We start from the raw sequence: 17,278 nt of genomic DNA on the forward strand, positions 1-17,278 counted from the left end.
GATCGAAGATACGAACAGATACATTGACCTATACTTATCAGATGCGTACAACGCCGGAACGATTCTATCAAGTGATGATCGCGCAACAAGCGGCATTCTTTCGCTCAAAAGGAGCAGAAGAACCTTTCGGCGAGAACAGTCAAATTGATTTGATGATTCGCACAAAATCAGCGGCCACGCTGGTGCCAGCGGTGATGAAAGTCAAAAAAATCGCGCAAGATGAGATTGCTTTGATAACAGCCTATGAACAAGGAAAAATCTGTCAAAGGTATCGCTTTGTTCCTAGTGGAGCAGAAAAGATTGAGGTTACGTATTCGGAACAGAATTCTTTTGATCGTTCCCGCAATACGTATAGTTTCATGCTGGCAGCATTATTCTATAAGTTCTTTTTTAACAAAGGGGTCAAAAAACGCATGCAGTATTTGGAAACTGCATGCCAGAAATATAATGAAATAGACGAGAATAAAGTTGAAATTAGAGGAAAAAAATGATTGAGATAATAACCGATACGCTTTTTCATTTATACAATGAAAAGATTAGTTATGTGATGCATGTTTTACCAAATCGACAATTAGGTCATCTTTACTTTGGTCCATCTTTGGGGCATTTGAGTGCCAATGACATGGACTATTTAACCAAAAAAGAAAATAAATCTGCCGGCACAGTCAAATTTTTTGAAAATGATGGCCTGTTTACGTTAGCAGATCGCTTTCAAGAGTTGCCAACCTATGGTTCTTCTGACTTTCGAGAAGGAGCCGTTACTATTTTTGCAGAAGACGTTCCTTTGTATGTGGATTTTAAAGTCGCAGAAGTCGAAACTTTCGCAGGAAAGGAACGAGAGCTGGCCAAACCGGCGAGTTTTGCCGAAAAAACAGAAAGCCAAAGCCTGCGAATAATGTTGATCGATGAGCAGCGGCAATTGAAAATGGAAATCACCTACACTATTTTTGCTGGTTTAGGCACGATTGCGCGCAATCAGCGGATCACCAATCTTGGCGCTGAGAAAAAACAACTTTCTTCGTTGATGAGCGGGGTACTGGAATTAAGAAATCAGCAATTTGAATTTGTTCACCTTTCTGGTGCTTGGCTAAAGGAACGCCAAATCAAAGCCACACCATTGACGCAAGGAACCATTCGAGTGGGGTCTTTAAAAGGGGCCTCTGGGCATCAGCACAATCCCTTCGTGGCACTGAAGGCTGCCAATGCCACCAATGATCAGGGACGTGTCTATGGAGCAAATCTGATTTATTCAGGGAATTTTCTCGCTCAAGTCGAGATGGATGAGTGGGACAATGTCCGCTTGATGCTGGGGATTCATCCCGAACAGTTTTCTTGGACATTGCAGCAAGATGCAGTCTTTGAAGCCCCAGAATGTATTTTGACATTTACTGATGAAGGGTTGAATGGGTTAGGGCAAGAGTCTGCTGCGTTTATTGAAAAGCACGTGATTGCCCCTTATTGGCAAAAACGGCCGCGGCCGATTGTCTTCAATAATTGGGAAGCAACTTATTTTGATTTTGACCAAGAGAAATTAGTAGCATTAGCAGCAGAAAGTCAGGCATTAGGAATGGAATGCTTCGTCTTAGATGATGGCTGGTTTGGTAAAAGAGACAACGATCGCAGTTCTTTAGGGGATTGGGTGCCAGATCCAGCGAAATTTCCTAATGGCATCGGTCATTTTGCAAAACAAATCCACGATCTAGGGTTGCAGTTAGGCGTTTGGTTTGAACCGGAAATGGTCTCTCCTGACAGCCAGCTTTATCAAAAACATCCCGATTGGGTGGTCCGGCATCCTTATGAACGCATCTCTGTGGGACGCGGCCAGTATGTCTTAGATTTTGCCAATCCGGCAGTCGTGGAGGCGATCTTTGCTGCGATCAAAAAAGTCATCGTCGAAACGGATCTTGATTATATCAAGTGGGACATGAATCGGAATATCACAGAAGCTTATTCACCTTATTTAGCAGATGAAGGGATTCCCCAAACAGAATTCTTTCATCGCTATATTTTAGGGGTCTATGCCCTTTATCAGAAAATATTAACAGAATTTCCGGAGATTTTGATCGAAGGCTGTGCTGGCGGCGGCGGTCGTTATGATTTAGGGATCTTGTTTTACAGTCCTCAGATTTGGCCGAGTGACGACAGCGATGCCGTGGAACGACTACAAATTCAAACCGGCACATTACTTGGCTATCCGATGTCTTCATTCAGCAATCATGTCTCCGCTTGTCCCAATCATCAAGTGGGGCGCAATACGTCACTGGCATTTCGACAATCGGTGGCTATGTTTGGCCCATTAGGCTACGAGTTGGATCTTTTCAGTTTATCAGCAGCTGAAAAACAAGCAATCAAAGAACAAATCATTTTCTATAAAGCTCATCGACAACTTCTGACTTATGGCGCCTTCTATCGGATGACCGATTTGAGCCAAAAAAATGAAGTTGTATGGGGAGTCTCTCATCAAGAGGAAGCACTGATTGCCTATTTTCGGATTCTTGCTGAAGCAAATCCTGCAGCGGAAGCTTTTATACCGGTACCGTTCATTGATCTGGATCGAAGCTATCTGCTGGAGAATGAGCAGTTGTCTGGCAAGGTTCTGAAGCAAATTGGACTGCGCAAACCGTACTTATTCAATGCTGTCAATCACCAAACGGCGCAAGTAACAGGAGATTTCCAGTCATTTGTTTATCAAATCAAAGCAATCAAAAAGGAGTAAAAAGATGACGAATTATTTCTTTGATCAGCGGTTCCTGCATGGTGGGGACTATAATCCCGATCAGTGGCTTGATTATCCGGAAATCCTAAAGAAGGATTTGGCGTATATGCAAAAAGCCCACGTCAATACGGTCACACTTGGGGTGTTTGCTTGGAGCGCTTTGGAGCCAACAGAAGGGGTCTATCAGTTTGACTGGCTTGATGAACAGTTTGATGCGATCCATGCTATGGGGGGCAATGTCATTTTGGCTACCCCCAGCGGTGGTCGTCCCCAGTGGTTGAGTCAGAAATATCCGGAAGTCAATCGCACCAATGCGTATGGACAAAAACATACCCATGGCTTTCGCCATAATCATTGCTATTCTTCACCAATTTATCGCGAAAAAGTGCGGCAGATCAACACAAAATTAGCTGAACGCTATGGCGACCATCCGGCACTAGCCATGTGGCACATGTCCAATGAGTATTCGGGTGAATGTTTTTGCGAATACTGCCAAGAAAATTGGCGTGACTGGTTAAAGAAAAAGTACAAAAACCTAGAAGCATTGAATCATGCGGGGTGGATGAGTTTCTGGGGCAATCGCTATTCCGATTGGGAACAAGTCTTGCCACCATCACCTTTAGGAGAATATAAAGTTCATGGGATGGATCTGGATTGGAAACGATTCGTCACTGATCAGACCATTGATTTTTATTTGAATGAGATTGTCCCTATTCGGGAACGAACCCCTGATATCCCAGTAACGACGAATTTTATGGCGGAAGGTCATGCCACACAGGATTTCATTCCTCTGGAAGGAATCGACTATGGCAAGTTTTCTCAGTATGTGGATGTGGTTAGTTGGGATAGTTATCCCGATTGGAACAATCGCTTTGAAGCAATCGCTACAACCGCTATGAAGTCTGCCTATGTCCATGATCAGTATTGGTCTTTGAAGAAACAACCCTTTTTAGTTATGGAATGTACCCCAAGTTATGTCAATTGGCACCAATACAACAAATCGAAGCGCCCCGGGGTCCATATTTTAAGTAGTATGCAGCAGTTAGCTCATGGGTCAGATAGTACCTTGTATTTCCAGTAGCGCCAATCTCGTGGCAATTCGGAGAAATTTCATGGCGCCGTTGTCAGTCATGATGATTCCACAAACAATCGAGTGTTTAAAGAAGTTGCTGAATATGGCGCTCGTCTCGAAAAAATCAGTGAAATCAAAGGAACCACTCGCAAGAAAGAAGTGGCGATTCTCTTTGACTGGGAAAGCAATTGGGCGTTGAAGCGCGGGGGAGGATTCGGCCATCCTACGAGACGTTATCCCCAAACGTTGCAAGAGCATTATCAGGTTTTCTGGGAACAAGACATTCCGGTTGATATTCTGACTCCTGAGCAGGATTTTTCTGATTATCAATTAGTCATTGCGCCAATGCTATATATGATGACAGAAAAAACGATGCTAAAATTAACGAGCTATGTTGAAAAGGGTGGAATACTAGTATCCAGCTATTTCACAGGAATGGTCAATGAAACAGATTTGCTTTATATTGGCGGATTGCCTCAACCATTAAAGGCGCTCTTTGGCATTGAGGTATTAGAGCTTGAAACACTTTTAGAAGACGAACACAATCAGATTGATTTTCAAGATCAGCGATTTGTCACCAAAGACTATTCAGCAATCATTGACGTGTTGAATGCAGAAGTTTTAAGCCATTATCAGACAGATTTCTATCAAGGCACGCCTGCGGTTACGAAGAAGCCATTCGGTGCAGGGGCTTCGTATTATTTGGCTGCCCGAACGAACAGTGATTTCTTAGCTGCTTTTTATCAAAAGTTGATTGAAAAGTTGGGATTGAGAAGAACAGCGATTGCTGAAGCACTTCCTGAGGTGTCGATTCAAACGCGAGTTGGGACGCAACGAGACTATTCATTTATTATGAATTTTTCAGAGGAAGAACAGCAACTAGTATTGAAGCAGCCAGTAACCGATCTGGAAACCAATGAACATCTAGTAGGAGCAATCACGTTGGCACCCTATGAAGTCAGGATCGTATATCACCCCTCTGAAGTACACTAAGAAAAAAGGACCATTCGTTACGCCAATCAGCCCAACGAATGGTCCTTCATAAATTTAGGCAATGCTTCACTGATCTGTGTCGGCAAGACAACATAGTTCTCGGTAGCTAAATGTTCGCCAATCAAACTGTGGAGATAAACCGCTGCGTGGACCGTTTCTTCGGTTCGATCAAATTGTGCCAAAAAACTGGTAATGATCCCGGCTAAGGTATCCCCGGTGCCGCCAGTGGCCATAGCTGGCGTTCCTAATGGGTTTTCGACGATTTCTGTGCCATAAATCTGGGTGCGATGGCTTTTTAAGACCACGATACTGGCTAATTTTTTTTGGAAGGCTGTGTTTTTCTCCGGTGTTTGCTCACTGATCTCAATGCCGCTTAATCGTTGCCACTCCATTTGATGAGGGGTAAATACGACGTGACTGGGGTAAGGAAAAGTCAATGGGTATTTCGCAGCTAAATTGATCGCTGACCCATCAACAACTAGCCATTGATGGCTTTTTTGTGCAGCGACGACTGTTTGCAACAGATTGAAACAGGTTTTGCCTTCCCCCATGCCTGGGCCAATCAATAGGACATCCGCAGATTCAGTGACCGTGCTGATAAGCTCAGTCTGGTCCCAAGAGACGAACATCGCTTCTGGCAGTCGCGCATGTAGCGCCGTACGATTGACAGGATCGGAGATCACCGTGGTTAGTCCAGTTCCGCCATAAACACTGGCTTGTGCCGCCATCAAGATTGCGCCTCCGTACTGCTGGTTACCGCCAATCACTACGGCACGGCCAAAGGTCCCTTTGTGACTTTCGACGGGGCGTTTGCGAATCACTGCTGCTAAAATAGTTTGCTCCAGTTGCTTCATACAATGACTCCTTTTCTGCTTCTTTCACTGAGCTCATTTTCTAGAATAAACCTATTGCTTTTATTATACTCGTTTTATGAAAGATATCGTCTGAAAATACACAATTTTTTTTCCTTTTTTCAGCTAAGAGTGTTATCATAAAAGGCGAGAAAAGAATTGGAGGGAATCGTATGACAATCGATTGGAAAAAAGAAGTCGAAGCGCGTAAAGACGATTTGCTAAATGACTTGATTGATCTTTTGAAAGTAAAAAGTGAACGAGAAGATGACAAGGTAACGGCAGATGCTCCGTTTGGACCTGGACCTCGTGATGCCTTGCTGCACATGTTGGCTTATGGGGAACGTGATGGTTTCGCTGTGAAAAATGTCGATAACTATGCTGGACATATCGAATTTGGTGAAGGAGACGAAACATTAGGGATCTTCGGCCACATGGATGTTGTCCCTGCTGGTGACGGTTGGGCGACAGATCCCTACGATCCTGTGATCAAAGACAATAAAATTTATGCTCGCGGATCTTCCGATGATAAAGGTCCTTCAATGGCTGCTTATTACGGAATGAAGATCATTAAAGAGTTAGGCTTGCCATTATCTAAAAAAATCCGCTTTGTCGTAGGATCTGATGAAGAAAGCGGCTGGGGTGATATGGATTACTATTTCGAGCATGAAGAAAAACCTGATTTTGGTTTCTCTCCCGATGCGGAATTCCCAATCATCAATGGCGAAAAAGGGAATGTAACATTAGGGCTTCATTTCCAAGGAAATAACGAAGGTGCTTATCAACTGCAACAATTCACTGCTGGTTTGCGGGAAAACATGGTACCAGGAACTGCGGTTGCAAAATTGACTGCCCCATCTACAGAAGCTGCATTAGAAATGGAAAAAGCTTTTTTTGATTATGTCGAAGGTCAACCAGTGACTGGCACCATCGAAACAGAAAATGAAGAAATTACCATTGAACTAGTCGGTAAAGGCGCCCATGGTGCAAGTCCTCAGTCTGGGATCAATGCGGGAACTTTCTTGGCAGTCTTTTTAGACAACTTTGCCTTTGGCGGCGGCGCAAGACAATTTATCCATACGGCGGCAGCTTATGTCCATGAAGATTTTTATGGTGAAAAATTAGGCGTGGCGCATGAAGATGAAAAAATGGGTAAACTAACCATGAATGCTGGTTTGTTTGCTTTTAAAGCTAATCAATCAGGTGTTCAAGCAGACAACTTTATTGCCTTGAATTTCCGCTACCCTCAAGGGGTAACTGCAGAAGGTCTGGAAATCGGCATTGAAAAAACCGTTGGCATGGAAGGCGCAACAGTGACTCGGAACGAGCGCAACATGGAGCCTCACTATGTGCCGATTGATGATCCATTGGTGAAAACATTGCTTGAAGTTTATGAAGAACATACTGGTCAAAAAGGCTATGAACAAATCATTGGCGGTGGCACTTATGGCCGTTTATTAAAACGTGGTGTCGCATATGGGGCGATGTTCCCAGGCTACACAGATACGATGCACCAAGCAAACGAATTTATGAGCTTGGATGATCTATTCAACGCGGCAGTGATTTATGCAGATGCCATCTACCGTTTGGCACGTTAGATAAATGATTTAATCGTTTTTACTCTTTTTCATTCATCGATAAAAGTTGATAATTCAATAAAGTTGATTTTGAAAAGATGATTGAAAAAGTTGAATATAGAAATAGCGGTGTGATTTTGGTGTGATATTTTTCGAAATATCACCAAAAATCACACCGCTATTTTTAGTATCCATAATTACTACTATTCAGCTGTTTTGATACTATATTGATAACTTCGGTAGCAGTCTCATTTTGAATATGTGTATAGTACTCAGTCATAGTTTTATTTTTATGACCTAAATAAGCTGCAGCGTGTTCTTTAGGAACACCAGCTATTGCGGCTTGAGTTGCGAAAAAGTGTCTCAACGTGTGTGGAGAAATTTTTATATTACAGCTTTTTGAAACTTTATCAAATAATCGATTTAATTGACTAGGGACAAATGGATTGCAAGTTGTAGGATTGAGCAAGAGAAAATCATCTTGGTGTAAAATTTGTCCGTAATCTTTTTTTATTTCTTTCGCTTCATGAATGATACATTCAACTGCTTCTGTACCTTTTTTGTCTAAAACAATGTATCTGTGGCTACTTGATGTTTTAAGCCCACCTTTACCGTATTTTTGCGTTCGCTGTGTGCGACTATCCGTAATGTGTAGCGTTGCTAATTCTGGATGGTCACTGTATCGGATCGAATATAATCGAAGACCACACACTTCACCTCGACGTAGGCCAAATACACAAAGATAAACCATGGAAAACTCGTATTTTGTCAATATTTTCTCTGCCATTTCCATCCATTGTTGATACTCTTGGAGAGATATACGTTTATTTTTCTCAGGAAGAGTGCCACTACCAATAATTATACGTTGTAATCTATTACGTTCGAGAACACCATTGTAAACAGCATCATTCAGTAAGGCCATGAACATAACATGGATTGATTGAACAGATCGTCGTCTCAATTTTTCAAGTTTTTGATTGATAAAAATTTCGTAACTATCTCGTTTTATTTTGTTTAATGGCATATTACCGAATGTAGGTTCAATATGATTTTTAAAAAGGGAATCGTTACTGTATCTTGATTCAACGGACCAGACATGAGTTCTAGTTTTGCGATTTGCATATTCTTTATAGTATTCTGTAACAGTTAATTTTTGAGACCGAATATAATCTATTTCTGATTTATCAATACTCTCTTCAATTTCTCTTAATCTGGCTTTAGCATGTGCAACAGTTTTAAAGCCAGATTCATCAATAATATCTTCTTTACCAGCTATACGTATTTTTTTTCGTATACGGTAACGAGTGCCAGCTTTTATCTCATAAATAAGAATGTTTGGGTATTTTGTTTTTTTATATTTAGCCATTTTATTCTCCTTTTGCTCCCGGACAGAATGCTCTAGAGAATTTTCGACCATCACCTCCTTTAAATTATAAATATCTTTCCATTTCAAGTGGAAGACCATAGTAATTAAGGATATCTCGTTTTGTTGGTTCATAGAGTTCGGTTAGATGTAAACCATTAATCAATAAATGAGTTGCGCCACAATTAGCTTGTGCTTCTATTTTTGAAGTGGATGAGAAGCTATCCGCAGACATATGTGCAGTATTCTCATTTTGATGAAAAATAGCATGGAACAATTCGTGAGCACAGACAAAAAGAGATTTAGAATAAGATAGTTCGGCATTCAAATGTATGAACTTACTGCGATGATTTTTGGTATAAAATCCATATACTTCCTCACCAAAATAGCCATAGAGAATAAAAATCCCTCTCTTTTTTGCTATTTTAAAAGGATCGTTTGTCCCATGCTGTAGTATTAATTTATTGATTGCAGCAGGCACATCGGATAAAAGCATACGAAAATCCTCCCCTAATTGTTACTTTACTTATCACGATATTTTTTAGGAGTATACTTTTTCTTCGCGAGTGCCTTCCCGATTCGCAAAGATTCTTCAATGGAAGAAAGAATTGCAGCTCGAGCTTCGGGAGAGAGTTCTTCAGTATCTTTTGAGAAAGCAATTGCATCGGAATTTTTCATATCTTCGATAATCAGTTCTAATTCTTTTTGGATATCTCTTTCATCTTTTTCAGTGAGATCGTAGTAACGGCGCTTCTCAGTTCTTCCCAATAAGTAATCAGCTGAAACATCGAAATAATCTGCAACTTTTTGAATTTTATCAACACCAGGTGTTCGTTCGTCCCATCGTCTAATAGAACTATTGGCAAAATTTAATTTTCTTTCTAGCTCTGCTAAAGTTATTTTCTTTTCAGCTGCTAAAACTTTGACTCTGTCAACGATACCCATAAAATTTCTCCTTTTTTGCTCAAGAAAGAGTCTAAAAGCTATTTACAAAGAGTCAATAGGCCTTTATACTATGTTTTGTAAGCAAGATATTTACGACACACAAAACCTGCAAGCAATGACTAAATAGTCTCCCCAGACATTAGTAAAGCTCGTTTTTTGCGTGCTGTATTTTGTATGCTTACATAATAGCATATTGACTCTTTTTGTCAATAGAAAAAGAAAATAAAAAGAGTCAATTTTCGAATAGAGGTGATAGAAATGACATTAAAACAGGAAGTAAAAATTGCGCTTATTCAGAAGAAATGGAGCCAACGAGAATTGGCTCGTCAAATGGGTATCTCAATGGCTTATCTTCAAGACATCTTGGCAGAAAACCGAACACCTACTAAACGATTAAAACAAATCGAAGAATTACTAGATATTGATTTAGGAGTGGTTGACCATGAACCTGTTTGCAACTGACTTCGTTAATTCATTCAAAGAAATGTTGAAGTCTGTACTGACGAAAGCTATTCATGAAATTTTAGATGAAATTAACGACGAAGAAAAATTTCTTCTAAATAGAAAAGAGATTTCAGCTGCTATCGGTTGCGACCCAGATACTTTTGACAAATCGTTTCGTTACCTTGATGGATTTCCTTATCACATAAAAGGAAACACTGAATGTTGGAATAAAAAAGAAGTATTTGAATATTTACACAAGCATAAATTAATTAGATGAGACTCCCGGACAGAGTGTTATCGATAAAGAAGTATTGAAGGGTGTTATTCATTTTGAATCATGATCTTTTAATCATTAAGTTAATCGAGGAGAAGGTAAATGAGTTGCATTCTTTATTACATGATAAGAAAAGCGTATTAAGTGATAGACAGATTGAAATTGCTAAAAGAGAACTCAAGCAGTATCAAGAGATGCTATATCAAAATAGGCTTAATCTTCAACTGGAAGTGAGGTGAGAGGATGAATAAGAGTAAAAAAGAATTAAAAGAGACTAGAAGCATATTTGAAGGGCTTAGTTTCAAATATCCGCCAGTCTCAAAGGAAGATTATATGAAAGCTTATAAAGAATATGTCAAGCGTTGTTCTACTCAATAATCGTATTCTTTTAACAGCTCATTACTCACTTGAGTGTTAGTTAAGATGTTATTGAAATTAACAATGATTACTTTAGTTTTATCGGCTTCTGGTAAAAGTTTTGAATAAAGCTCGTCAATTGTTAGTTCGGATTGAATGACTATTAAGTTCGGGAAAATATGAACCCATTTGTCCGGTGATAATTTTTCCAGTTTTGCTCTTAGAGAAACTGCTAATGAGCTATTTGTATCAGTTTCCCAATAAAAAGATATTAAGTATTTTTTCAAAATATTTCACCTCGCTTTAAAAATTATTTTATCAACAGGTGAATTTTAAAACAACCAGAATAGGAGGTGAGAGGATGAAAATTACAATCGAAGCAACGCCGGAGGAAGTAAAAGAATTGCTTCAAGCTATTGGGAGTAGCGAGGAGCAACTAAAATTTATTGGTGGTTTGACAATTGCTGGCAAACCTGTCTAAAAGTCTTTGTTGATTTCGTTAAGTACCAAATTGTACAACTTCTGGTACTCGGTGTATGGATCGAAATTGATATCTACAGTAATATCATTTCCGCGTTTTGATTCGTTTTTGGCAATACTTAGCAATTTAGTTTTTTCTTGATCGTACATTATTTCTAACGACGCGATTGCTAAATCATGCGCACGTTGTTCATTTGTTAACAATAGATTTACCCTCCTTATCGGTATTTCAGTCTGTCACCCTGATAAGGAAATTATACGACAAAATAGTTATGAATTTTGGAAATAGTTATTTTCTAAAACCTCATATCCATCGGGCAAAACACTTATGAAGAGACAATAAAATCTACCATTCGGCAAATAACCAACTTCACTATCAATAAGTTTTTTTGCAGTTAAGAACAATAAAGCGTTCTCAATTTCTTCGCGAGAATAGGAAAATAAATATGGATGCTGGAAGAAAGTATCAGCTTTTGGATGATCTCTAGGAGCAAAAGATTCAGCAACCGCAAGAACATCATAAGCAATTACAGGAATTTGTTTCATAGAATCACCTCCCCATTAATTATAATAAGTTAATTTTGGGACGTAAATATTAAAAACTAATAGATGGAGGAGAGAAAATGTCAAAAGAAAAACTAGATTTTATCACAACGGTATTTCCACATGCTGAAAAGATAATTCAGTATGCGACAGAAGATAACTTAGAAAAGTTATTTGAACAAGCGCAACAAAAAGTAGACTACGAGTTGACGGAGGCGCAGTTTGAATGAAAAAAATCTACTGGGTTCGGCGTACAGCATTCATCCTTACGATTTTCGCATTAGGCGCACTAATCACAGGACAAGTACCTATGTGGGTTAGAATCGGCTATCCAACAGCCGTCATGTGGTTACTAATGATTTATGATGAGGCGTTATTTGAACTGGAAAACCAAAAGAGCTTACACCGTTTTCCGCCAGTGTAAGCTCCACAAAAAAATGAAAATGTCGAAAAAAGTATAGCACAGACAGGAGGAAAAAATCAAAATGTCAAAAAATATTAATGTTCCTTTGAGTGGTATCAGTGATGGAGGTCTCCAAGAGCGATTCGATTTTGAATTGGCTCAGGTAATCAATAACATTCATGATCCCAACACAGACCCAACAAAGAAACGAAAAATCACCATTGATTTAACGATTATTCCTGATGAATATCGAGAAGATATCCTCATTGATTATCAGGTGAAATCTAAGTTAGTCGCTAGAGATTCACTGACATCAAAAGTCATCATTGGTCAAGACGAAAAAGGAAAACCTCTTGCGAATGAATTGAAAAGCGGACAAAGAGGGCAAATGTATTTTGATCCCGAAGATTCCGAATTGAAAGATGACAAGGGAACGCCTGTCAAAGAAATTGAAGAAACAGCCAAAATCAAAAAATTTAAAACAAATTAGGAGTGAAAGAAAATGACGGAACATTTAAAAGATGCTTTGGAATATGCAGTGGAATTGCGTGAAGGACAAAAAGTGATTTATGAGCAAGACGAAAAAGTATTTTATGACACTTCGAAAGCTCGTCTGGCTGAACTTGACCCAATTAAACGTGCAGAAACGCTGACAGTCAATTCATTATCAGGTCTTGTCGGCTATTTAAAATCGAACATTCGTACACTTGAGAGCGATACAAAGCTGCTTGTTCACGTAGAGAGTCCAACGAAGGTAGTTGTCTATTCTTCTCTCGATACAGACCGCAAGCGTGAAAGTGTGATCCAAGCGACAGCATTGTTAGATGTTTTTCCATATAGACGTTTCATGAACTCAGAAGATTTTATTATCAACGTTCAATCACTTATTCAGCGTGACCTTGATGCAGAAGCAATACTCGCTTGTGCAAGCTCGATTCGGATTGAGGGTGGTGGTGATTTGGTTGATAACGGAATTTCTCAAACTGTCACAGTCAAAGAAGGAGCGGCGACTTTAACAAAAGCAGAAGTACCAAGCCCTGCCGATTTACGTCCATATCGGACATTTTTAGAAGTCGAACAGCCTTCAAGTCCTTTTGTATTTCGAATTGATAAAATCGGCAACTGTGCCTTGTTTGAAGCCGATGGTGGTATTTGGAAACACACAGCAATGGAGAATATTCATGAGTTTTTGAATAGTGAATTAGATGAATTGCTAAAAAAAGAAGTAGTAACCATTATTGCGTAAAAACGATTAAAGAAAACAAAAAAGTGTTCACACCAGTTTCCGCTAGCGTGAACACACAATCAACTATTCAAGGAGAGTATAACAAAATGAACGAAAAAATTCAAAGATTAATTGAGGAACTAGCAGAAGAATGTCGCAAAGAAAAAGTTGGCTTGTCCTTAGCCGTGCTTGATGCTGAAGGAGAAATGGCATTAGCGCAAGCAGGTCCAGAATCACTTGTGTCAATCGCTACTCTTGAACAATATAACCATGTAAAAGAAGAATTAACCGAATTGGATTGCGACTGTCCGAAACACCGCATGTTGAAAGAATTATACGGCATCGAAACGGAAAATACTCCGAAACAAACGCATACATTCGTGACAGACAACCCAAACGATGTGCTTGATATTATTTCACGTGCTTTGCGAGGTGAATTTAAATGATGGATTACATCGCAACGAATTACGACACCTTAATGCAAGACGAAACCAGTCACGTGTTCCCGAACATCTTATCTGATGATATTCAAGAGGTGGAAGACCCATCTGCACACTGGAATGAAGACGATAACGGTACAACAGTTTACGAATCGGATTGGCTGTTTATCGGCTATCGAATGAATAAATGTGGCACACGCAATAAATTCGTCTTACACCATGAGAATTTCCTGGATATGATCGAGGAATTCGGTGCAGATTCTATCATTATGCCAGAGCTACGGATTGTTAGCGGAAAAGACTGGCTCAAGCAAAGACAGGAGGAACTTTTTAATGAGTTATGATTTAGAAACGAGTTTTCAACAACAATCAGTTACAAACCAACAAGGACAAAGCGGATTAATGACTACTGCAATTAGCCGAGAAGTGGAAGAGGTAAAAGGTCAGATTTTCATGGCAAAGCAATTTCCAAGAAATCCATTTGATGCAGAACGGCGAATTTTAGATGCATGCAAACGACAGTCTTTAGCCAAAACAGCAGTTTATAACTATCCGCGAGGTGGTCAAATGGTCAGTGGTCCATCGATTCGATTGGCAGAAGTAATCGCTCAAAATTGGGGAAATTTATCCTTTGGTATTAAAGAACTACAACAATTGCCCGGGGAATCAATTGCTATGGCTTATGCATGGGACCTTGAAACGAATACACGGCAAGAGAAAGTATTCACAGTAAAACATGAACGCCACACAAAAAAAGGAGTTACTTTCTTAAAGGATCCAAGAGATATTTATGAGTTAGTGGCTAACAATGGTGCACGGCGTGTGCGGGCGTGTATTTTGGGGGTTATTCCGGGAGATATTATTGAATCCGCAGTTGAAGAATGCAACAAAACGATGGCTGGGGCGAATGACAAACCGTTAAAAGAGCGACTGGATCAAATGTTCAAATTGTTTAAAGAAAAACTTGACGTTACTCAAGAAATGATTGAAGCCAGATTTGGTTATAAAGCAACTGCTTTTACCGAAAAAAATGGTGTGGATTTAGCAAATATCTATAACTCAATCAAAGATGGTATGAGTAAAGTAGAGGATTGGTTTGAGATTCCGACCGCTGAAAAGAAAGAATCATCGAAATTAGAGCAAGAATTTTCTAAAACAAAGAAAGACCCGTTGAAAGAAGCAAAGGCGGTAGATACCGATGGACCTAAACAAGAAGAACTATTATAGCAACGAAGCTGACTGGCAATATATGTCAGTCAGCCAGTTTAAATCATTTCAAGAATGTGGAGCGGCTACTTTGGCTAATTTAAAAGAAGAGTGGTCACCAGAGAGCGATCCTACGGCTTTGTTAGTTGGAAACTATGTCCATTCTTATTTTGAATCTTCTGAGGCACACCAAGAATTTTTAAAGGATAATGCAAGTGCAATCTACAAAAAGAATGGTTCTGAGCGTGCAGAATTTGTTCAAGCAATCAATATGATTGAAGCGTTAGAATATGATGATTTTTTCCGCTTTGTTTATCAAGGGGAGAAGGAATTGATTTTAACCGGTACGCTATTTAATACGCAATGGAAAGCCAGAATTGATTGTTTCAATCTAGAGAAAGGCTATCTTGTTGATTTAAAAACGACTCGAAGTCTCTATCAAAGATACTGGTCAAAGAAATATGGTGGATATGTTTCATTTGTTGAACAGTACGGCTATATTTTACAAATGGCTGTTTATAAACACTTACTCGAACAAAACTATAACAGGAAAATCACACCCTATATCTTTGCAGTAACGAAAGAATCCCCTCCTGATATTGCGGGTATCAGCATCTACCCAGGACGGTTTGATTTTGAACTTCGATTATTGGAACAGGAACTTCCCCATATCTTACGAGTAAAAAACGGAGAAGAAGCACCAAAAATGTGTGGGAAATGTGAATACTGTCGTCAACATAAGGCATTAACAGGTTTTGTAGAAGTCGGCGATTTATTGGGATAAGGTGGTGATTTAAATGACCGGCGGATGGATAAAGATTTACCGCCAATTACTTGAAAAGCCAATATGGCAAGAATCTACACCAGAACAAAAAGTCATATTGATTACACTTCTTTCTATGGCGAATCATGAGAAAAAAGAATGGGAATGGCAAGGTAAACCTTACAAGGCTATTCCTGGTCAATTTATTACGTCACTAGAAAAGATTAAAAGCAAATGTGGTAAAGGAATCTCTGTACAGAATGTAAGAACTGCTCTAAAACGATTTGAAAAATATGAATTTCTAACAAGCGAATCAACAAACAAAAATAGGCTTATAACCATTGTCAATTGGGAGATTTATCAATCTAGGGAATCTGACTCAACAAAGGAATTAACAAGCAATCAACAAGCAACTAACAAGCAGCTAACAACTAACAAGAATGATAAAGAAATAAAGAATGATAAGAATATAAAGAATAAAACATTATCGTCGCAAACACGCAAAGCACGCGTTTACGACCCTGCCTCGAATTATTATCAACTCGCAGAACGGCTATTCAAACAGATTTGTCAGAATCAGGAAATCAAGGAACCGAACCTCCAACGTTGGGCGGATGACATTCGGAAAATGATCGAGATCGACAAGCGGACCGAAGACCAAGTAAGCCGGATGATTGATTGGAGTCAGAAAAATAATTTTTGGTCAGCAAATATCTTATCTGCCCGCAAGTTACGTGAAAAATACGACACCATGGCGGTACAAGCCAACAGGGAGTACAAACAAGCGGGAACAAGTTATAGCGCCTTATCCTACAAGCCAGTGCGCACAGAGCCTATCCCAGAATGGCTAGATGATCCAGAAGGATACAACGCCCGGAAAGAAGCGGAAATCATGGAACGATTACGAAAAGAAGCGGGGGACGATCCATTTGGAAATTGATCAATTAAACCGAATCACTGTAATTAAGCAAATCTACACTGCATTAGACCCTAGTCACAAGAACTTGATGGAAAATGTTAAGCGAATCCTTGATAGTGATCAGCCAGAAGAGGTCCGCTTTCGAATCTTCATGGTGATGTATCGCCATACTCGAATTAGCTTGGGCAAAGTATCAAAGATGCACTATGGCGAATTTCTCACTGCCGGAACTACTGAATCTATGTGGCAAGAAGCCAAGTTGCTATATCGAGGACTGATGGCAAGAAAGGAGAAGACCGGATGAAGCAAGCAAAGAAAACTCAATCGTCTCGATCCACCTATCAAAAACGGTTTTTACGTCAAAAAATCAGTGAATTGACCTACTTAGAAGGTTGGGACAATGATCCAGAGATTGTGGAGAAAGTCCAACGGCTGAGCAAAGCACTAGAACGAGTGGGAACGCAAGAAAAACAGTTGTCTAGTAATCGAGCGATCTGCACGATGGAGGAACTGAGTGTAAATAGTTATATACAGCTAAAAAAACAGGGCTATCTAGACCGTGAGATCAAGTATATTTTCAATATCACCGCATATGCTTTAGCTCGATGGAAGAAATCGCTCGGATTAACGAAAGGCGTCGTTCGTGATTTGTTAGAGGTGATGTAGATGGGCCTGAGACAATACAGAGTCGATTATGTGAATTGGAA

The 17,278-nt window shown here is 39.7% G+C and carries 24 protein-coding genes and 1 pseudogene; 18 read left to right on the forward strand and 7 right to left on the reverse strand.

Annotated elements, in window-relative coordinates:
- Positions 1–8 precede the first annotated feature (8 nt).
- From DVW06_RS01725 to DVW06_RS01735, 3 genes and pseudogenes are all read left to right on the forward strand, one after another.
- On the forward strand, positions 9–491 hold the full coding sequence (locus tag DVW06_RS01725) for a hypothetical protein (protein WP_137264333.1): 483 nt from the start codon (positions 9–11) through the stop codon (positions 489–491).
- The gene (locus tag DVW06_RS01730) at positions 488–2,716 is read left to right on the forward strand and encodes an alpha-galactosidase (RefSeq protein WP_137264334.1); all 2,229 of its coding nucleotides are present in this window, start codon (positions 488–490) and stop codon (positions 2,714–2,716) included. The genes DVW06_RS01725 and DVW06_RS01730 overlap by 4 nt, the downstream gene beginning before the upstream one ends.
- Positions 2,717–2,720: 4 nt before the next feature.
- Positions 2,721–4,781, forward strand: a pseudogene (locus DVW06_RS01735) (beta-galactosidase).
- 26 nt (positions 4,782–4,807) lie between these two features.
- On the opposite strand, the gene DVW06_RS01740 reads toward DVW06_RS01735, so the two are convergent.
- The gene (locus DVW06_RS01740; protein ID WP_003125930.1) at positions 4,808–5,635 is read right to left on the reverse strand and encodes an NAD(P)H-hydrate dehydratase; all 828 of its coding nucleotides are present in this window, start codon (positions 5,633–5,635) and stop codon (positions 4,808–4,810) included.
- 170 nt (positions 5,636–5,805) lie between these two features.
- On the opposite strand from DVW06_RS01740, the gene pepV reads away from it, so the two are divergent.
- The gene (gene pepV / locus DVW06_RS01745; RefSeq protein ID WP_137264335.1) at positions 5,806–7,230 is read left to right on the forward strand and encodes a dipeptidase PepV; all 1,425 of its coding nucleotides are present in this window, start codon (positions 5,806–5,808) and stop codon (positions 7,228–7,230) included.
- A gap of 163 nt (positions 7,231–7,393) precedes the next feature.
- Here pepV and DVW06_RS01750 read toward each other — a convergent pair whose 3' ends face one another.
- From DVW06_RS01750 to DVW06_RS01760, 3 genes are all read right to left on the reverse strand, one after another.
- Positions 7,394–8,575: a tyrosine-type recombinase/integrase gene (locus tag DVW06_RS01750; RefSeq protein WP_137264336.1), complete on the reverse strand. Its 1,182-nt coding sequence runs from the start codon at positions 8,573–8,575 to the stop codon at positions 7,394–7,396.
- A 64-nt stretch (positions 8,576–8,639) separates the two neighbouring features.
- A complete protein-coding gene (locus DVW06_RS01755) occupies positions 8,640–9,068 on the reverse strand; it encodes an ImmA/IrrE family metallo-endopeptidase (protein ID WP_113849431.1) in 429 nt (142 codons plus the stop codon).
- A gap of 26 nt (positions 9,069–9,094) precedes the next feature.
- Positions 9,095–9,517 carry a helix-turn-helix domain-containing protein gene (locus DVW06_RS01760; RefSeq protein WP_137264337.1) on the reverse strand — a complete coding sequence of 141 codons (423 nt, stop codon included), beginning with the start codon at positions 9,515–9,517 and terminating at the stop codon, positions 9,095–9,097.
- A gap of 258 nt (positions 9,518–9,775) precedes the next feature.
- On the opposite strand from DVW06_RS01760, the gene DVW06_RS01765 reads away from it, so the two are divergent.
- The 3 genes from DVW06_RS01765 to DVW06_RS17635 all read left to right on the forward strand — a co-directional run bounded on the left by DVW06_RS01765 (position 9,776) and on the right by DVW06_RS17635 (position 10,613).
- Positions 9,776–9,979 (forward strand): helix-turn-helix domain-containing protein, encoded by a 204-nt coding sequence (locus DVW06_RS01765; protein ID WP_113849433.1) that lies wholly within the window; start codon positions 9,776–9,778, stop codon positions 9,977–9,979.
- Positions 9,960–10,238 carry a hypothetical protein gene (locus DVW06_RS01770; protein WP_113849434.1) on the forward strand — a complete coding sequence of 93 codons (279 nt, stop codon included), beginning with the start codon at positions 9,960–9,962 and terminating at the stop codon, positions 10,236–10,238. Before DVW06_RS01765 ends, DVW06_RS01770 begins: the two co-directional genes overlap by 20 nt.
- Positions 10,239–10,478: 240 nt before the next feature.
- A complete protein-coding gene (locus DVW06_RS17635; RefSeq protein ID WP_260276050.1) occupies positions 10,479–10,613 on the forward strand; it encodes a hypothetical protein in 135 nt (44 codons plus the stop codon).
- On the opposite strand, the gene DVW06_RS01780 is transcribed toward DVW06_RS17635, so the two are convergent.
- From DVW06_RS01780 to DVW06_RS01790, 3 genes are all read right to left on the reverse strand, one after another.
- The gene (locus DVW06_RS01780; RefSeq protein ID WP_113849436.1) at positions 10,607–10,879 is read right to left on the reverse strand and encodes a hypothetical protein; all 273 of its coding nucleotides are present in this window, start codon (positions 10,877–10,879) and stop codon (positions 10,607–10,609) included. The genes DVW06_RS17635 and DVW06_RS01780 overlap by 7 nt on opposite strands.
- Positions 10,880–11,069: 190 nt before the next feature.
- Positions 11,070–11,276, reverse strand: coding sequence for a hypothetical protein (locus DVW06_RS01785; protein ID WP_113849437.1), 207 nt, complete (start codon positions 11,274–11,276; stop codon positions 11,070–11,072).
- Between the two features lie 66 nt (positions 11,277–11,342).
- Positions 11,343–11,618: a hypothetical protein gene (locus DVW06_RS01790; protein WP_113849438.1), complete on the reverse strand. Its 276-nt coding sequence runs from the start codon at positions 11,616–11,618 to the stop codon at positions 11,343–11,345.
- Between the two features lie 77 nt (positions 11,619–11,695).
- On the opposite strand from DVW06_RS01790, the gene DVW06_RS17155 reads away from it, so the two are divergent.
- The 11 genes from DVW06_RS17155 to DVW06_RS01840 all read left to right on the forward strand — a co-directional run bounded on the left by DVW06_RS17155 (position 11,696) and on the right by DVW06_RS01840 (position 17,237).
- Entirely contained in the window at positions 11,696–11,845 is a 150-nt protein-coding gene (locus tag DVW06_RS17155; protein ID WP_174784159.1) for a hypothetical protein, read from the forward strand.
- Entirely contained in the window at positions 11,842–12,039 is a 198-nt protein-coding gene (locus DVW06_RS01795) for a hypothetical protein (protein ID WP_137264339.1), read from the forward strand. Before DVW06_RS17155 ends, DVW06_RS01795 begins: the two co-directional genes overlap by 4 nt.
- Positions 12,040–12,100: 61 nt before the next feature.
- Positions 12,101–12,508 carry a hypothetical protein gene (locus DVW06_RS01800; protein WP_137264340.1) on the forward strand — a complete coding sequence of 136 codons (408 nt, stop codon included), beginning with the start codon at positions 12,101–12,103 and terminating at the stop codon, positions 12,506–12,508.
- Positions 12,509–12,520: 12 nt separating this feature from the next.
- Entirely contained in the window at positions 12,521–13,264 is a 744-nt protein-coding gene (locus tag DVW06_RS01805) for a hypothetical protein (RefSeq protein ID WP_137264341.1), read from the forward strand.
- 86 nt (positions 13,265–13,350) lie between these two features.
- Positions 13,351–13,689 carry a hypothetical protein gene (locus DVW06_RS01810; RefSeq protein WP_113849441.1) on the forward strand — a complete coding sequence of 113 codons (339 nt, stop codon included), beginning with the start codon at positions 13,351–13,353 and terminating at the stop codon, positions 13,687–13,689.
- Positions 13,689–14,027 (forward strand): hypothetical protein, encoded by a 339-nt coding sequence (locus DVW06_RS01815; protein ID WP_238696155.1) that lies wholly within the window; start codon positions 13,689–13,691, stop codon positions 14,025–14,027. Before DVW06_RS01810 ends, DVW06_RS01815 begins: the two co-directional genes overlap by 1 nt.
- The gene (locus tag DVW06_RS01820) at positions 14,017–14,910 is read left to right on the forward strand and encodes a hypothetical protein (protein WP_225585853.1); all 894 of its coding nucleotides are present in this window, start codon (positions 14,017–14,019) and stop codon (positions 14,908–14,910) included. Before DVW06_RS01815 ends, DVW06_RS01820 begins: the two co-directional genes overlap by 11 nt.
- Positions 14,882–15,673 (forward strand): PD-(D/E)XK nuclease-like domain-containing protein, encoded by a 792-nt coding sequence (locus tag DVW06_RS01825; protein ID WP_137264343.1) that lies wholly within the window; start codon positions 14,882–14,884, stop codon positions 15,671–15,673. Before DVW06_RS01820 ends, DVW06_RS01825 begins: the two co-directional genes overlap by 29 nt.
- A gap of 13 nt (positions 15,674–15,686) precedes the next feature.
- Positions 15,687–16,592 carry a DNA replication protein DnaD gene (locus tag DVW06_RS17160; RefSeq protein WP_238696156.1) on the forward strand — a complete coding sequence of 302 codons (906 nt, stop codon included), beginning with the start codon at positions 15,687–15,689 and terminating at the stop codon, positions 16,590–16,592.
- Positions 16,582–16,875 (forward strand): hypothetical protein, encoded by a 294-nt coding sequence (locus DVW06_RS01835; RefSeq protein ID WP_225585851.1) that lies wholly within the window; start codon positions 16,582–16,584, stop codon positions 16,873–16,875. Before DVW06_RS17160 ends, DVW06_RS01835 begins: the two co-directional genes overlap by 11 nt.
- Complete coding sequence (locus DVW06_RS01840) at positions 16,872–17,237, forward strand: hypothetical protein (protein WP_137264344.1); 366 nt, start codon at positions 16,872–16,874, stop codon at positions 17,235–17,237. The genes DVW06_RS01835 and DVW06_RS01840 overlap by 4 nt, the downstream gene beginning before the upstream one ends.
- The last annotated feature ends 41 nt before the right edge of the window (positions 17,238–17,278 follow it).

It is taken from the genome of Enterococcus sp. ARL09-542 (assembly GCF_005234805.1).
Taxonomy (GTDB): domain Bacteria; phylum Bacillota; class Bacilli; order Lactobacillales; family Enterococcaceae; genus Enterococcus_D; species Enterococcus_D gallinarum.

Bases quoted from the DNA above. Each gene is read 5' to 3' on its own strand.
- DVW06_RS01730 (WP_137264334.1), top strand. From the start codon at position 488: ATGATTGAGATAATAACCGATACGCTTTTTCATTTATACAATGAAAAG.
- DVW06_RS01740 (WP_003125930.1), bottom strand. From the start codon at position 5,635: ATGAAGCAACTGGAGCAAACTATTTTAGCAGCAGTGATTCGCAAACGC.
- pepV (WP_137264335.1), top strand. From the start codon at position 5,806: ATGACAATCGATTGGAAAAAAGAAGTCGAAGCGCGTAAAGACGATTTG.
- DVW06_RS01750 (WP_137264336.1), bottom strand. From the start codon at position 8,575: ATGGCTAAATATAAAAAAACAAAATACCCAAACATTCTTATTTATGAG.
- DVW06_RS01755 (WP_113849431.1), bottom strand. From the start codon at position 9,068: ATGCTTTTATCCGATGTGCCTGCTGCAATCAATAAATTAATACTACAG.
- DVW06_RS01760 (WP_137264337.1), bottom strand. From the start codon at position 9,517: ATGGGTATCGTTGACAGAGTCAAAGTTTTAGCAGCTGAAAAGAAAATA.
- DVW06_RS01765 (WP_113849433.1), top strand. From the start codon at position 9,776: ATGACATTAAAACAGGAAGTAAAAATTGCGCTTATTCAGAAGAAATGG.
- DVW06_RS01770 (WP_113849434.1), top strand. From the start codon at position 9,960: ATGAACCTGTTTGCAACTGACTTCGTTAATTCATTCAAAGAAATGTTG.
- DVW06_RS17635 (WP_260276050.1), top strand. From the start codon at position 10,479: ATGAATAAGAGTAAAAAAGAATTAAAAGAGACTAGAAGCATATTTGAA.
- DVW06_RS01790 (WP_113849438.1), bottom strand. From the start codon at position 11,618: ATGAAACAAATTCCTGTAATTGCTTATGATGTTCTTGCGGTTGCTGAA.
- DVW06_RS17155 (WP_174784159.1), top strand. From the start codon at position 11,696: ATGTCAAAAGAAAAACTAGATTTTATCACAACGGTATTTCCACATGCT.
- DVW06_RS01795 (WP_137264339.1), top strand. From the start codon at position 11,842: ATGAAAAAAATCTACTGGGTTCGGCGTACAGCATTCATCCTTACGATT.
- DVW06_RS01800 (WP_137264340.1), top strand. From the start codon at position 12,101: ATGTCAAAAAATATTAATGTTCCTTTGAGTGGTATCAGTGATGGAGGT.
- DVW06_RS01805 (WP_137264341.1), top strand. From the start codon at position 12,521: ATGACGGAACATTTAAAAGATGCTTTGGAATATGCAGTGGAATTGCGT.
- DVW06_RS01810 (WP_113849441.1), top strand. From the start codon at position 13,351: ATGAACGAAAAAATTCAAAGATTAATTGAGGAACTAGCAGAAGAATGT.
- DVW06_RS01815 (WP_238696155.1), top strand. From the start codon at position 13,689: ATGGATTACATCGCAACGAATTACGACACCTTAATGCAAGACGAAACC.
- DVW06_RS01820 (WP_225585853.1), top strand. From the start codon at position 14,017: ATGAGTTATGATTTAGAAACGAGTTTTCAACAACAATCAGTTACAAAC.
- DVW06_RS01825 (WP_137264343.1), top strand. From the start codon at position 14,882: ATGGACCTAAACAAGAAGAACTATTATAGCAACGAAGCTGACTGGCAA.
- DVW06_RS17160 (WP_238696156.1), top strand. From the start codon at position 15,687: ATGACCGGCGGATGGATAAAGATTTACCGCCAATTACTTGAAAAGCCA.
- DVW06_RS01840 (WP_137264344.1), top strand. From the start codon at position 16,872: ATGAAGCAAGCAAAGAAAACTCAATCGTCTCGATCCACCTATCAAAAA.